Annotated in this window: 13 protein-coding genes; 1 reads left to right on the top strand and 12 read right to left on the bottom strand. The window is 54.4% G+C overall.

Annotated elements, in window-relative coordinates; genetic code table 11:
- Positions 1 to 20: 20 nt before the first annotated feature.
- From HVY19_RS19815 to rhaB, 12 genes are all read right to left on the bottom strand, one after another.
- Positions 21 to 2,579: an autotransporter outer membrane beta-barrel domain-containing protein gene (locus tag HVY19_RS19815; RefSeq protein WP_249419094.1), complete on the bottom strand. Its 2,559-nt coding sequence runs from the start codon at positions 2,577 to 2,579 to the stop codon at positions 21 to 23.
- A 377-nt stretch (positions 2,580 to 2,956) separates the two neighbouring features.
- Positions 2,957 to 3,280 (bottom strand): AzlD domain-containing protein, encoded by a 324-nt coding sequence (locus HVY19_RS19810; protein ID WP_181682279.1) that lies wholly within the window; start codon positions 3,278 to 3,280, stop codon positions 2,957 to 2,959.
- Complete coding sequence (locus HVY19_RS19805) at positions 3,280 to 3,939, bottom strand: AzlC family ABC transporter permease (RefSeq protein WP_181682278.1); 660 nt, start codon at positions 3,937 to 3,939, stop codon at positions 3,280 to 3,282. The genes HVY19_RS19810 and HVY19_RS19805 overlap by 1 nt, the downstream gene beginning before the upstream one ends.
- Positions 3,940 to 4,546: 607 nt before the next feature.
- The gene (gene rhaM / locus HVY19_RS19800) at positions 4,547 to 4,861 is read right to left on the bottom strand and encodes an L-rhamnose mutarotase (RefSeq protein WP_181682277.1); all 315 of its coding nucleotides are present in this window, start codon (positions 4,859 to 4,861) and stop codon (positions 4,547 to 4,549) included.
- Positions 4,858 to 6,006, bottom strand: a complete 1,149-nt coding sequence (fucO, locus tag HVY19_RS19795) for a lactaldehyde reductase (protein ID WP_181682276.1) — start codon at positions 6,004 to 6,006, stop codon at positions 4,858 to 4,860. Before fucO ends, rhaM begins: the two co-directional genes overlap by 4 nt.
- A 59-nt stretch (positions 6,007 to 6,065) precedes the next feature.
- Positions 6,066 to 7,070, bottom strand: a complete 1,005-nt coding sequence (locus tag HVY19_RS19790) for an ABC transporter permease (RefSeq protein ID WP_181682275.1) — start codon at positions 7,068 to 7,070, stop codon at positions 6,066 to 6,068.
- A complete protein-coding gene (locus HVY19_RS19785; protein ID WP_181682274.1) occupies positions 7,063 to 8,070 on the bottom strand; it encodes an ABC transporter permease in 1,008 nt (335 codons plus the stop codon). Before HVY19_RS19785 ends, HVY19_RS19790 begins: the two co-directional genes overlap by 8 nt.
- Positions 8,070 to 9,572, bottom strand: a complete 1,503-nt coding sequence (locus HVY19_RS19780) for a sugar ABC transporter ATP-binding protein (protein ID WP_181682273.1) — start codon at positions 9,570 to 9,572, stop codon at positions 8,070 to 8,072. Before HVY19_RS19780 ends, HVY19_RS19785 begins: the two co-directional genes overlap by 1 nt.
- Positions 9,573 to 9,671: 99 nt before the next feature.
- The gene (gene rhaS / locus HVY19_RS19775) at positions 9,672 to 10,658 is read right to left on the bottom strand and encodes a rhamnose ABC transporter substrate-binding protein (protein ID WP_181682272.1); all 987 of its coding nucleotides are present in this window, start codon (positions 10,656 to 10,658) and stop codon (positions 9,672 to 9,674) included.
- An 86-nt stretch (positions 10,659 to 10,744) separates the two neighbouring features.
- A complete protein-coding gene (gene rhaD / locus HVY19_RS19770; protein ID WP_181682271.1) occupies positions 10,745 to 11,572 on the bottom strand; it encodes a rhamnulose-1-phosphate aldolase in 828 nt (275 codons plus the stop codon).
- 108 nt (positions 11,573 to 11,680) lie between these two features.
- Positions 11,681 to 12,940, bottom strand: coding sequence for an L-rhamnose isomerase (gene rhaA / locus HVY19_RS19765; RefSeq protein WP_181682270.1), 1,260 nt, complete (start codon positions 12,938 to 12,940; stop codon positions 11,681 to 11,683).
- Entirely contained in the window at positions 12,937 to 14,406 is a 1,470-nt protein-coding gene (rhaB, locus tag HVY19_RS19760) for a rhamnulokinase (RefSeq protein ID WP_181682269.1), read from the bottom strand. The genes rhaA and rhaB overlap by 4 nt, the downstream gene beginning before the upstream one ends.
- Before the next feature lie 305 nt (positions 14,407 to 14,711).
- Between rhaB and rhaS (HVY19_RS19755) the strand changes: the two genes are divergently transcribed.
- Entirely contained in the window at positions 14,712 to 15,548 is an 837-nt protein-coding gene (gene rhaS / locus HVY19_RS19755; protein WP_181682268.1) for an HTH-type transcriptional activator RhaS, read from the top strand.
- Positions 15,549 to 15,631: the final 83 nt, after the last annotated feature.

Here is a 15,631-nt window from a genome sequence, read left to right as displayed (position 1 = left end):
GCGCCATCAGGCAAAAGTCATCAGAACGAGGCTTTCACACCCAGCGTCGCGGAAGCATCACTGTAGCCTTCATCACCCACTTGCTGAGCAATATTCCCCCACAGCGCAACGTTTTTTGTCAGTAGCCCTTCAACACCGGCTTTCACTTCTGCGATATTACGACTGCCCGCCAGGCTCACCTTCTGGTCATCCAGCGACGTAGCGAAGTTTTTAGTGTTGTGGATCCAGTTTGTTTCCACAAAAGGCTGGAAGGTGCGGTCATTACCGTCATCCAGCTTGTTGTGACCCTTGCCGAACAGGCGTACACCCATGCGGGTTTGAATATTGCCATCGCCGCGACCCTCAACGCGGGTACCGTTAACTTCCCGGTGATTGTCCGCCTTCACACCCATCCAGGTCACCTGCGCTTTTGGCTGAACGTACAAAACGCTACGCTCGCTTAACTCCGCAACCCTCCAGGTGTAGCCAGATTCAACAGAGGCGGTGAACCCCTTCGACTTATACTTCTCGCTTGCCACTTCATCTGCAGCAACGGTGTTATTAAACCAACTGTATTGCAGCCAGGTGTCAACATGCGCGCCTTCGTAGGTATCGTTATCTTCCAGCCAGGTACCGTACAAACCCACGCTGTAACCGTTGATAGTGCTGCGGGCGCGATGACCAGTAAGCTGGTTTCTCGTACGACTCTTCTGGTTGGCATACCCTGCCATCAACCCTAAATGGAAACGGTCAGTTTCTGTACTGCACCACTGCGCGAGATCGCCGCCAAGCTGCATCACGTAACGATTACTCTGGATGTTCATCTGCCCGCTGCTGTCGCGCTGACGAGTATGTCCACCAACGTTACGCAACCACATGCTGGTCACCGCTTTCTCACCAGTCAGCGCATCGACGTAATGAGTTTCACCCAGACGGTCATGCAGACGGGAGTTAAACAGGGTATTCGCCGCTGCCAGGTTAGTGCCGTATAGCGCGGCTTCTGGACGTATTCCGTCAACGTCGTTATCGGGTTGTTGGGGAGGTTGGGGTTGTGGTAAAGGAGCCGGCGGAGGTTCAACAATCAGCTCTGACTCCGGCGGCGAGACTTTACTGCTCAGATACCAGTTCTGGGCGTCGCTGCCTTTATGCAGCACGTAATCATACGCGCCCGCAACGATACGCCCGACCTGTTTGAAGATCCCCTCAGAAGCCCCTTCTACGGTGATCAATCTGATCCCATTAATGGTTTCCGCGCCCTTACCACCGATATTATTCACCTTCACATTGGTGATACCGCTGGTGGAACCCTTCACCACTAATTTGTCTGTTGAGGAATAATCACCGCCCAGATTGGCATTCATGATGATCGTGCCGTTATCACCGTGATAATCGTTTGCTATGGTAAGCGTCTTGTACCAGGCGGCCTCTGTTATTGATGGGCTGTCCTGTGAGTCGGCAACAGCATGCATAAAATTCAGAGTGGAATCTTTCAGCGTCAGATTAGTCAGTTCGGAATTTCTCACCAAGTCCCAACGGCTATTGCTTCCCTTTAACGTCAGGTTAATCGTTCCTTTCGGATAACCTTGATCATAGCCCAACCCTGTTTGGCCATGGAAATACGAATGATCTCCCGTAACAATATTGATTGCGTAATTATTCCGGGCAATCATTCTTCCCCATGCCATAAATCGATTGTTATCAATAATATTTGTGGCACGTGGCGTTAAACTTGAACCATAAATGGCGACGTAATCATTTGCAGCATCATATGCCGCCTGACTACCCAGGATAACATTGCCTGTGAAACGGGCAGTCACATTATCTAATAGCGTGACAGAATTGCCGCCAATGGTCTGGATATTGATATTATTGACAACAATATCTGGATCCCATTCGAAATCTAAAAATGTGCCATCAGATTGTATTTCAGTATCGTACGACACCGCAAAGCCATTAATTCTCGTGTCTTTATCGCCTGTAAGCTGCATATAGACATCGCCAAAGCGGAACTTTGAGGTTCCCTGCCTTGAATAATCTCGCAGGGAAATGCCCTCCACCATATAAGCCCCCGAGAGATCAATATTCAGTTTCTGCACCGAGAGATCGGTATTGCCCACTTCCCCTAAATAGTAAATACCGTAAATCGGCCCTTCGCCTTCGGGAACAGGGAAGGCGGCATGATGGCCGGTGATGGTTAAATCCTTGAAAACACGTTTCCCCTGCGTATCTCCAAGTGATGGAAGAGGATCGCGCAGATAAACCCCGATGACATTTTGGTAAAAGTTATAATCCGGGTTAAAACTTCTGACCACATTGACAGCGGTCTTTCCAAGAAACTGTACCGCGTCACCATCAACAACTATTCCAAACATCGACATGGCTACAGGATTTGGCCCTTTGTTACTGTTAACCGTGACATCTCCGTAATAATTGGCTTCCTTCTCAACTACATTTAAACTGTCGACAAAAATGTTCTCCCTAACATTTAAAACGTCATTATTAATAGACTTATTATATTCTGCAAAAGCAGGCCAGGATGTTGTGGTAAGAAGTATGCTCAGTATCAGAGCTAATTTTGAAAGGGTGAAGGATCTTTTCACTTTAGATAGTCCTTGTTTTCACGTTATCAGCGGAGATATTTCTTTCCTGAGTGAAGTAAATATTTTGTTTTTTCCTAAGATAGAGAAAATATTGCCCTTTGAAAATAGCGTTATTTCGCTTTAAATAAATCGAATGATTAATAATGTGATTTTTTAACTATATATTATGACGATGGGGTATTTAAGCGTAAAAGAATTGGCTGTAAATGCCCTGGCTTCTGGCTCGTTATTCCAGTAGCGGGTAGCTGGGTTGCATTTGATAAGAATCGTCTGGATTTTGCTTTCCAGAATTTATATTTAAATGCAGAGGGAATGATAATAATTGAAATAAATAGAATATAGAGCCAGGTGCTATCCCTGACTCATCAGATTATTGGTTAATGTAGACCTGCCAGCCGCAACAACGCGGTGACAACCGCCGCAGCAATAATCACCACGATAAGCGGCATCTTTCGCCAGGCAAGAAACACCGCGAAGGCCACGCCCAGAACGCGAGCCATTCCCGCAAAATGTTCACCTTCATAGAAAGTCGTCGCCAGGGCGACGGAAAACAGCAGGATCGTCGCGGCGTCGGAAAGCATGGCCTGCGACCGTTCTGACAGCGCCAGACGATTGCCCAGTTTCGCCCCGCCGAGGCGCATTAAGTAAGTGCCTGCTGATAAAATCGCGATACCGAGGATAAACAGCGTCATGTCGCCCATTATTTTTTCCTCGCCAGTAAACCCAGTAACGAAAGCAGCACCGGCATACCGACCGGGGCAAAGGGCACGGCGGCGAGCGACACGGCGGCACCGCTCAGACCACGAATTAGCGTCGTGCGGTTTTTAAATGCCGGAACGACGAGCGCGAGCAAAATCGCCGGGAAAACGGCATCCAGCCCGATGGTTTCCGGCGCGGGCAGCAGTTGCCCGACTACCGTGCCCAGCATCGTGCCGAGCGGCCAGAGGATCGCCACACCTAATCCGCAGAGCCAGTAGGCGGCTTTACGTTGCGCCAGGGTTTTCTGCGACAGACCAAACACGACGCTTTCATCGTTCATAATGTGGCAGCCGAAAAAACCAGCAGCGCGGGTGCCGACCAGATCGCGCACCGTCACGCCAAACGGCACGTGCCGGGCGTTGACCAGCAAACCGGCGGCCGCTGCCGCTAACGGATTGCCGCCGCTGGCAACAATGCCGATGAACATAAATTCCGAAGCGCCCGCCAGCACAAATATGGAGAGTACAAACGGCACCCACACCGGGAAGCCATAGGCCATCGCCAGCGAGCCGTAGGACATCCCGACCACGCCCACCGCAAGGCAAACCAGAAATATCGCTTTGATGGTGTCTGCCTTGAGACACGAGAAGAAGTGCTTCATACATTATCCATATCAAATAATAAAAGCGGGGTTTTATCAGGGCCACGCTGAACTATAATCCGGGATTATAGCGTAGAACAAATTATATTTATTTGTTTTTATGATATGTCGTTAATCTCTCACTTTGGTTATATGCCTACGAACTGAAAAACCTTTTATTTTCTCTTCGAAATCAAAATGATAGTGTGGCTCGTTCGTTTAACTGTCGTGGTAGAATATGCATCGTTGGTGGTTTTAATCGAGGTGTTATTAAATAGAGAGAGTAGTTAAGTTAACTGTTTTTTATTCCTTTGTGGGAATTCATACCGTAAAAAGCGGAATATTTTTTATTTCAGGGGAAGCAAATACATGAAGAGACAACATTGTCGTTAGCGATCGGCTTATTATTAGTGCCAAATAACGGTTTCGCTAAAACACAACATTTAGCGCTGGAACACTGAGTCTAACAGCCCTGGGCCAGGATAATGCCCGGTGGCGCTGACGCCTACCGGGCTAAAACAGTGTCCAGACGTGTAGGCCGGATAAGACGCGTTAGCGTCGCCATCCGGCGAAGTTTTGCCTGATGGCGCTTCGCTTATCAGGCCTACGATATTACAACTTCCGCCTGTTACTCGAGGTAAAACACCTCTTTCAGCTCCGCGCTGACCGGGCTGTTATCCGGATTAGCGGGCATCACGTCGCGCATAAACTTCCACCAGCGCTGACACACCTCAGTATTCGCGACCGCATTCCAGCGCTCTTCGGACTCTATCTCTACCGTGGCGAACAGCAGGTTGCGCGCCTTATCGAGATAGATTGCGTAGTGATGTGCGCCATGCGCTTTCAACACTGCTTCCAGTTCCGGCCAGATGGGGTTATGACGGCGCTCATACTCTTCGTGCGCGTCGGCATTCACCTGCATCACGAATGCTTTGCGGATCATAACGCCTCCAGGTACAGCTCGCGCACTTCATCACGGCTGGCAGTTCGCGGGTTGCATGGCGCACACGGGTCAGCCAGCGCTTTGTCCAGCCAGCCTTCGATATCCTCTTTGGTCACGCCGAGCTGGCTGAACCCTTCCGGAATACCTACACGCTTGCTCAGCGCACGAATGGCGTTGATCGCTTCCATGCTGGCTGCTTCATCGCTCATGCCACGGGTATCAACGCCCATTGCCTGCGCCACGCGCGCAAAGCGAGTTACCGCGTTCGGGCGGTTGAAGTTCTCAATGATCGGCAGCAGAATCGCGTTACACACGCCGTGCGGCAGGTTGTGGGTCGCACCCGGCTGGTGCGCCAGCGCGTGCACCAGGCCCAGACCGGCACTGTTAAACGCCATACCTGCCAGATACTGACCAAACGCCATCTGCTCGCGCGCTTCCATGTTATGACCATCATCGACCGCTTTTGGCAGCCACAGGTTGATCAGACGAATGGCTTCCAGCGCGTTCGCGTCGGTGAGCGGGTGCGCGCCCACGGAAACGTAGGCTTCAATCGCGTGAGTCAGCGCATCCATCCCGGTCGCTGCTGTTACAGAGGCCGGGATTTCCAGCATCACGCTGGCGTCATCCACCGCGATGTCCGGAATGATGTTTGGATCAATGATCACTTCTTTAACCTGACGCCCGGAATCGATAATCACCGCGTTGCTGGTCATCTCGGCGGCGGTACCGGCGGTGGTGTTAATAGCAACCAGCGGCACGCCTGGGTTTTTCACTTTGCCCACGCCGGAATAGGCGGTAGACGGCGCCGGGTTGGCGGTCAGGATTTTCACCGCTTTGGCGGTGTCGATTGGGCTGCCGCCGCCAAATGCAATGATGTAATCACAGTTCGCATCCTGGTAGGCCGCGTAGCCTTTTTGCACCAGTGCTTCGGTCGGGTTCGGGAATACCTCGTCGAACAGGTGATAAGACATCTGATGTGCGTCCAGCGCAGCGAACAGACTGTCGAGCAGCCCCAGTTTCACCAGTTGTCCGTCGGTGACAATCAGCGCTTTCCCCCACTGCTTGTTAGCAACCAGGTTGACCATATCGCCAATCGCCCCTGCACCGTGCAGGCTGATTTTAGGAAGTGCCAGCATAAAGCTCATCGTATTTTCTCCTTGATTACTTTGAATTTATGCCAGGTAAACATCGCGTTACCCGACATTTAGATCCGTCTTCGTTGCAAAATTCGGCGGGTGATAATCGGAAGTGAAATTACCACAATCAGCATCGCGCCGATGATGATGGACATCACGATACCCGGCACGTTGAGCAGGCTCAGGCCGAAGGTCACCAGCCCCATCAGGAACGCGGCAATAATGACACCTGTCATGCTGCCGGAACCGCCGAGAATATTAACGCCGCCCAGCACCGCCATCGTCACCACGGCCAGCTCCCAGCCCAACGCGATGGTGGGGCGGGTGCTTCCCAACCGCGAGGTCAGTAACACCGCCGCAAGCCCGGCCATCAGTCCGACCAGCGCGAACAAAATCAGGTTGTGGCGTTTGACGTTAATGCCGGAATACCACGCGCCGACCGGATTATTGCCAATGGCATAGGTCCGGCGGCCAAAGTTGGTTTTGTGCAGCAGAAACGCGAACGCGATCGCCAGCACGATGAACAGCGCGAACTCAAATGACAGCGCCCCCCAGACGTAACCCTGGCCAAACCAGGCAAAGCTTTCCGGATACGCGTTCAGCGCCTGGTCGCCGAGCAAAATATAAGTGATGCCGCGATACAGACTCATGGTGCCGATGGTGATGACAATTGACGAGAGGTTAAACCGCGTCACCAGAATTCCGTTCAACAGCCCACACAGCAGTCCGGTTCCCAGCCCGATGCAGACCAGCAGCGGCGTGTCCATGCCGGCAGCGGCACAGAATCCCATTGCCGTTGAACTTAGCGCCAGCGTCGAAGCCACCGAGAGGTCGATTTCACGGGCGATAATCAGCATCGCCATTGGCAGCACGATGATCGCTTTTTCGGTGAAATTGAACGTCGCGTCGGACAGGTTCCAGATATTGAGGAAGTAGGGTGAGGCCAGTACGTTGACGATAAACACTGCCAGCGTGACGGCCAGCAGAAAGCCTTCCCAGCACAGCAGGCGCTGCCAGACCGCGCGCGTGTCGGGAGCGCGTTTTATCGCTTCAGATGTCATCGCTTTACTCATGGGACACCGCCTGTTTTTGTCGTACCAGCGCTGCATTACGCAGAATCAAGCGACCTTTGCGCTTGTTGCTGCGCTCATTGAGCAGCACGGCAACCACAATCACTGCGCCGGATATGGCCATCTGCCAGAAAGGCGAGATGCCAATCACGGGCAACGCGTTATTGATGACGCCGAGGAACAGCGCACCGCACAGGCAGCCGAGAACACGACCGATGCCTCCCATCGTACTGATCCCTCCGATCACACAGGCTGCCACGACCTGTAATTCAAAACCGTTAGCCACATCGACATATGCGACTGCAAAGCGGGAGATCCATAAATAGCCGCAAAAACCCGCGAGGGCGCCAGAGAGACAGAAGCTGATAAACTGCATTTTTCCGGCGTTAATGCCGGTGTAGTAAGCCGCAGTGGCATTTCCGCCGGCGGTGTATAGCGCCCGTCCCGTCCGGCTGTAGCGCAGGAAGTAGCTCACCCCAAGAAGCGCGATGATGGCGCACCAGCTCAGAACCGGCATCCCCAGCAGAGCGAAGCGGGGCAGGGCGAGAAATCCATCGCTCATCTGATGCGAGTTAATCCAGCCGCCGTTTGACAGCAAAAAGATAATGCCCCGGTAAATACTCATGGTGCCGAGGGTGACCACAATGGCCGGAATGCCGAGCTTCCAGACCAGCAGACCGTTAATCACGCCCATGACTAGGCCGCACACGGTCGCCAGCAGCATTAATGCCCAGACGGGGATCTCCGGATGGTGGAAATTGAGCAGGGCGACGATCATGCCGCTGAGGGCCAGATTGGCGGCCATCGACAGATCGATCCCTTTGGCGAGCAGCACCATCATCTGCCCGAGTGCGAGGATGATCAGAATCGAGGTGTCGTTAAAAATTTCCACCAGGTTGCCCGGACGGATAAACGACGGCACGCGACTGCCGATCGCGGCGATCATCAGGATGATCACCCCAGCCAGCAGCGCTTCGCGATGTTTAAGCAGGCGTTGAAACATTATGCTGCCTCCTTACCGATGCCGCTGGCGGCGCTGACAATGGCCTCCGCCGTGGCTTCACCGGCGCGGTATTCCGCCACAATCAGCCCTTCGTGCATGACAATAATCCGGTCGGCCATGCCCATCACTTCCGGCAGCTCAGATGACACCATAATGACCGCCAGCCCCTGCGCGACCAGTTCAGACATAAACTGATGCACCGCGGCCTTTGAGCCAATATCAATCCCTTTGGTGGGTTCATCGAGAATGATCACGTCCGGATGAGTGGCGAGCCATTTGCCGATCACCACTTTTTGCTGATTACCGCCGGAGAGCGTTTCCACCGCCTGCCGCCAGCTAAAGGCTTTCACCTGCAGGCGCTTAGCGTACTCATCTGCCAACTGCCATTCGCGCACGGCGTTGAGCACCCCGTGCGGGTTCAGTTTACTGAGCTGCGGCAGGCTGATGTTTTCGGCAATACTCATTGCCACGATCGCGCCCTGTTTCTGCCGCTCTTCCGGTACGCAGACAATGCCAGCGCGAATGGCGTCGGCGGGCTGGTGGAAGTGAACGACGTGCCCGTTTAGCACAATTTGTCCCGAAGAGGGACGCGACACGCCGGAAAGCGCCTGCATCAACTCGGTGCGTCCCGCGCCGACCAGTCCGTAAAAGCCCAGAATTTCGCCTTTTTTCAGGCTGAAGTTGATATGAGCAAACTCGGTGGGGTGGCAGAGGTCTTTCACCTCCAGTACCGTTTCGCCCTGTTCGCAGGCCGTTTTCGGGAAGGTCTGGGTAATGGCGCGGCCGACCATCTGCGCCACCATCCGCTCTTCACTAATCTCATGAATATTGCCAGAACTGACAAAAACGCCGTCGCGCAGAATGGTGTAGTGATCCGCCAGCTCAAAGATTTCATCAAACTTATGCGAGATAAACAGAATCGCTTTGCCTTCCTGCTTCAGGCGCTCAACAATTTGATAAAAATCGAGAATTTCATGCTGAGAGAGCGCGGCGGTGGGTTCGTCGAGGATCACCACCTGGGCGTCAAACGACAGGGCGCGGGCAATCGCGACCATATGACGCTGGGCGATACTCAGGGTTTTCAGCGTGGCGTGCGGATCAATCTGCACATCGAGGCGGGTGAGGATGGCCGCTGCCTGGCGGTGCATTTCCGGCCAGTCGAGTGTTTTGAGCAAGCCTTTATACAAATACTGGCCGACGAAGATATTCTCGGTGACCGACAGCTCATCAAAAAGTACGGTTTCCTGATGAATGGCGGTAATGCCGACTTTGTGTGCTGCTTCCGGCTGGGGCAAATGAATGGGAATCGCCTTATAGAGGATTTCGCCCTCGTCAGGCTGATAGATGCCGGTCATCACTTTGACCAGCGTCGATTTGCCCGCGCCATTTTCACCCACCAGGGCGGTCACTTTGCCGGGCCAGAGTTCGAGCTGCACGTTTTCCAGTGCGCGCACGCCGGGGAATATTTTGGTGATGCCAGCAAGCTGTAGCAATGGGGTCATGATAGTTCTCCTGGACAGGGGAATTTGTAGGGCGGGTAAGCGGCAGCGCCACCCGCCTTTTGCCGGATGGCGCTACGCTTATCCGGTCTACAAATCGCATCAAAAGATTTTGGAGAACTTATCAATGTTGCTGGCATCGTAAACGAACGGCTCAGCCATTGCGCCATTGCCGTCGGCATCCAGTTTCACCTTACCCAGCTTGCCCATATTGGCTTCGGTTTTGGTGGCTGTGCCTTTGACCAGATCGTCTGCCAGATACGTTGCCGCATAGCCAAGGTCGATCGGGTTCCAGATGGCAAAACTCTTCGACGCCCCGGACTTCACCGCGCCCGCCATTTCAGAGGGTAAGCCCAGCCCTGTCACATAGACTTTGCCGATTTTGCCCTGATCCTTCACCGCCTGTGCCGCCGCCACAATGCCGACGGAAGATGGGGAGACAATCACCTTCAGGTCCGGATAAGACTTAAGCAGTCCCACCGCTTCGCGGTAGCTCTTGTCGGAGAGATCGTCACCATAGGCTACGGACACCAGGTTGATGGACGGGTATTTCGGGAGCACCTTTTTCATCTCGGCGATCCAGATATTCTGGTTGGTCGAGGTCGGCGTGGCGCTCAGAATCGCCACATCGCCTTTTTCTACATTCAGCGCCTTCAGCGCGTCGGCGGCGAGCTTGACGTTGGTTTCGCCAATCAGCGCGTTATTCGACGGATTAAGATGGATCTGTCGACCGGCGGTCGCTACGCCGGAATCCCAGGACACGACTTTGATCCCGCGCTGCATCGCTTTTTTCAGCACCGGCACCACGGCGTCCGGATCGTTAGCCGAAATCGCGATCGCATCGACGCCCTGGGCGATCAGTCCGTTCAGCACTTCAATCTGTGCCTCGGCGGTGGTCGTGGTGGGACCGGTGTAGATCACTTTGACATCACCTATCTCTTTGGCCGCCTCCTGCGCGCCGACGTTCGCTGCTTCGAAGAATCCATTCCCGAGGGATTTTGCCACGAGGGCGATTTTGACTTCTGCTAAAGCGGAACCGGACAACGCCAGAGCGGCAACGGTGAGGATCAAGCTTTTCTTTATATTCATTGCTTTTACTCCACAGGATAGGGGTGATGATTGTTTGCAGGTGACAGAGTTCGCCCCGTCTCAGTGAGCGGGGCGCGATGTTGTTATTAATACAGTTCTAATGCACTGGCGAGCGGGGTGACGCCAAAGCGTTTACCCAGCGCGATCAGTTCTTCACGGCTGATGGTTTGCTTCATACCGCCCATCGACAGCACTTTGACTAACACTTCTGCGGACTTCTCGGCGGTGTCGATCAGGCCGAACGCTTCATCCAGCGTCGGGCCACTGCCGAATACGCCGTGGAACGGCCACAGTACCAGCGAATGCTTTTGCATTTCCTGCGCGGTGGCCTGACCGATCTCGTCGGTGCCCGGCACCATCCACGGCAGAATGCCTACGCCGTCCGGGAAGACCACCAGACACTCGGTAGAGCCTTCCCACAGCTTGCGGGTGAAAAGCTCAGTGCTGTTTTCCAGCACGTAGGTCAGGGCAATCAGGTTAGTGGCGTGGCAGTGCATAATCACGCGGTCTTTGCCGTTAGTCGCCTTGATGCGCTCGCAGTGGGAGAGGAAGTGCGCTGGAAGTTCAGAGGTTGGCACCGCTTCGTGGGTCAGCCCCCAGAGAATGTGGTAGCCCGCACCGTCGCTGTCCACTTTCACCACGCCTAAGTTCGCGGCTGGATCGAGCTGAACGTTGCGGAAGAATTTGCCGGAGCCGGTCACGATGAACGGCGTATTGGCTAACTGCGGCATCGGCTGGCTGAGGGCGATATAGCGCGGCGTAGCGTGGAAATCGGCGCTGAACGGCGCGATATCGGCTTCATCGAGGCGCAGCGTCAGGTTGCCGCCGTTACGCTCGTCCCAGCCTTTCAGCCAGGCGTCGGAGGTGGCTTTAATCATTCCCTGGACGAACCAGGAATCAGTAATAGTCTGCATAGTCTTGTGTCCTGTTTACTTAAATGCCCGATGGCGCTGCGCTTATCGGGCCTGGAATGGCTTGTTTCGTAGGCCGGATAAGGCGAAGCCGTCATCCGGCAAAAAGGCTTAGCTACGTTTGTTCAGAATCTCTTTCTCATACGCACGCACGCTTTCCAGCCATTCGCTGCCGACTGGCGTGTCGTGGCGCTGGCAGTACATTTCCCATACCGCCTGCCACGGCAGAGATTTCTGCTCTTCCAGCAGCGCCAGACGGGCGGTGTAATCGCCGCTGGCTTCCAGTTGACGCAGTTGCTCTGTTGGCTCCAGCAGGGCGCGCAACAGGGCTTTTTTCATGTTGCGGGTGCCGATGACCCATGCAGCGATACGGTTGATAGAAGCATCAAAGAAGTCGAGGCCGATATGTACGCGGTCGAACAGGTCGTGGCGCACAATCTCGCTGGCAATCGCCTGGGTTTCGTCATCCAGCAGCACGACGTGGTCGCTGTCCCAACGTACCGGACGGCTGACGTGCAGCAGCAGGCGCGGCACGTAGAGCATCGCGCTTGAGATCTTGTCGGAGATCACTTCAGTTGGATGGAAGTGACCGGCATCCAGGCACAGTGCGGTCTGACGGCTGGTGGCGTAGCCCATATAGAACTCGTTGGAGCCGACGGTATAGCTTTCCGCGCCAATACCGAACAGCTTGCTTTCCACGGCGTCGATGTGATGCGCCGGGTCGAATTTCTCGCTGATCACCTCGTCCAGCGCCTCCAGCAGACGCTGGCGCGGTGCTAAGCGGTCAACGGTGATGTCCTTCATGCCGTCCGGGATCCAGATGTTCATCACCGACGGGGTACCCAGTTGTTCACCGAAGTACGCAGAAACGCGACGGCTGGCCTTGCAGTGATCGATCCAGAATTGACGGATTTTGTCGTCAGCGTGCGCCAGCGTGAAGCCGTCAGCGCTCAGCGGATGCGAGAAGCAGGACGGGTTGAAGTCCAGGCCTAGCTGGTTGGCTTTTGCCCAATCCACCCAGTTTTTGAAGTGTTCCGGCTTGATTTGATCGCGGGAAACCGGAGTGTCAGATTCCAGATAAATAGCGTGCAGGTTGAGGCGTTTTGGCCCCGGAATCAGGCTCAGCGCCTGCTCCAGATCGGCGCGCAGCTCCGTGGCGTTACGCGCTTTGCCCGGATAGTTGCCTGTCGCCTGAATGCCGCCGGTGAGCGAACCTTCCGGATTTTCGAAACCGGCTACGTCGTCGCCCTGCCAGCAGTGCATGGATACCGGCAGACGATCGAGCTGGCGCAGAGCCTCCTCGACATCAATACCTACCGTGGCAAAACGGTGTTTCGCCAGTTCCCAGGCTTGTTCCAGTTGAGTGGTCATGCGCAAAGCTCCTTTGTCTGTCGTTTTGAGTGAAACTGCGCGACGTAGCGGGCAATTTCACTGTCGGAATTGGGGGTAAACGTGGTCAGGTTGTAGTTCGCGGTGACCACCTGACGGAAGTCATCGACATTATTCAGTTCGTCCAGCGTCATCAGCTGAATGCCGATATTGCCAAGCGTTGAGGCTTCAATCGGACCGGCCATCACGCGAATGCCGCAGGCATCGGCGCAAAGCTGGTTCAGCAGGGCGTTCTGGCAGCCGCCGCCGACGATGTGCAGTTGGGTAAAGGCTTCGCCGCGCAGGGTGGCCAGCTCTTCCAGCACGTCTGCATACAGCAGCGCCAGACTGTCGAAAATGCAGCGCGCCAGCTCCGCGTCGCTTTCCGGCAACGGCTGGCCCGACTCGCGACAGGCGGCCTGAATTTCGGCGCTCATATCGGCGGGGTTAATAAAGCGGTCGTCATTGGGATTGATCAGGAAGCGGCAGGCCGTTAGCGCCTGCGTATCGGCGATCAGCGCGGGCAGATCGGTAATTTGGCGCTCTTTTAAAACGCGCTGTAAAAGCCACAGCCCCATGATGTTTTTCAGCACCCGATAGCGGCCTTCCGCACCGCCTTCGTTGGTGATATTCGCTGCCAGCGCCGTGTCGTCGGTATAAGGCGTTCTGCTTTCAAACCCCATCAACGACCAGGTGCCGGAGGAAAGATAGGCGCTGTGTGTGTCTTGCAGTGGGGAGGCAATAACGGCACTGGCGGTATCGTGACTGGCGACGGCGACCACCGGGATCTGATTCTTCTGCGGACAAATCCAGTAGCCAATGACATTACCCGGATGCGTCGGGCGGCCAAACCAGGCTTTATCTGCCCCGGTCCACGTCAGCAGCGTTTCGTCCCAGTCATCGCTGTTGATATTGACCAGTTGCGTGGTGGTCGCGTTGGTATATTCCCAGTTCATTTCGCCGGTCAGGCGGTAGCTGAAGTAGTCCGGGATCAGCAGGGCATGTGCCACTTGTGGCACCACTTCCGGCTGCTGTTCAACCAGCGCGCGCAGTTGGTACAGGGTATTGAACGGCAGGAACTGGATCCCGCTGCGCTGATAGATATCGCATTTGCCGAGCTGTTCCTGGGCCTGCTGCATAATGCCGGTGGTGCGGCTGTCGCGATAGGAGACAGGTAAGCCGACGCGCCGGCCCTGCTTATCCAGCAGGACATAATCCACACCCCAGGTATCAATGCCGATACTGTCAATGCGGATGCCCTCATCGCAGACCTTTTCCAGTCCAAGGCGGATAGCGTCTTCCAGGCTGTCGATATCCCACGTGTCGAAACCGTCCTGTTTTTGCAGGCAGTTCACGAAGCGGTGGATTTCACGCAGCGACAGGGTGCGGCGTTCACTGTCATAACGCGCCAGCATAACGCGCCCGCTGGAGGCGCCGAGATCGACTGCGACACAATGACGAAAAGTCATAACAAGGTCCTTCTGATTTTCATTGAAACCAGTCTAGAAAACCTCGTAATGGCTCACCTTCTTGCTACTGACAGCGCAAATTGGGCGCTGGCAAGAAAGCAAAGATGAACGTGATAGCGTTCACAGTTTCCAGTAATAAGCGCCAGGTCGGTTGATGTGACGCCACCCGCATTTCCGGATCTTTCCCGGCCTTTCTTGAAAAATTGACCGTATTTGCCGCTTTTCACGTCAAAAATTTAAGGTGAGGTCACTATCCCTTAATTACTATTTCTGACATGTTCAACTGCTTCTGAAAGGGGATCGTGATGACCGTACTGCATAGCGTGGATTTTTTTCCATCAGGCACCGCGCCTGTGGCTATTGAACCGCGACTTCCTCAGTCTGCCTTTCCCGAGCATCATCATGATTTCCATGAAATTGTGATCGTTGAACACGGCACCGGTATCCACGTTTTCAATGGCCAGCCTTACACCATCAGCGGCGGCACGGTCTGTTTCGTGCGCGACCATGACAGACATTTGTATGAACATACTGACAACCTGTGTCTGACCAATGTGCTCTACCGGTCCCCCGATGCGTTTCAGTTTCTTGCCGGGCTCAACCAATTGCTGCCGCAGGAGCAGGACGGCTTGTATCCCTCCCACTGGCGGGTAAACCAAAGTGTGCTTCAGCAGGTACGCTTACTGGTGTCGCAGATGGAGCTGGTCGGGGATGAGAAAGATCTGTCGGTGGTGGCAAACCGCGAAATTCTGTTTATGCAATTGCTGGTGCTGTTACGTCGCAGTAGCCTAATGGAAGGCGCAGCCAACAACGACGCGCGGTTAAACCATCTGATGGCATGGCTGGAAGACCATTTTGCCGAAGAGGTGTGCTGGGAAGCGCTGGCCGATCAGTTTTCGCTTTCTCTGCGCACGCTGCACCGCCAGCTTAAGCAGCATACCGGGCTGACACCGCAGCGTTATTTGAATCGCCTGCGTTTAATCAAAGCCCGCCACCTGTTGCGGCACAGCGATCAAAGCGTCACGGAAATCGCTTATCACTGCGGTTTTGGCGACAGTAACCACTTTTCTACGCTGTTTCGCCGCGAGTTTAACTGGTCACCGCGCGACATCCGTCAGGGGCGCGATGCCTTACTTCAGTAACGCGAATAGTATCAACGTTTTTTGCCGCGAGATTTGATAGTAATGATTCAATTGTTATGCCGGATGGCGACGCTTTAGCGTCT

Source organism: Citrobacter sp. RHB25-C09, assembly GCF_013836145.1.
In the GTDB taxonomy this organism is placed as follows: Bacteria; Pseudomonadota; Gammaproteobacteria; order Enterobacterales; family Enterobacteriaceae; genus Citrobacter_A.
Note: the sequence above shows the minus strand (reverse complement) of the source record. Positions and strands in the feature narration are given on the sequence as shown.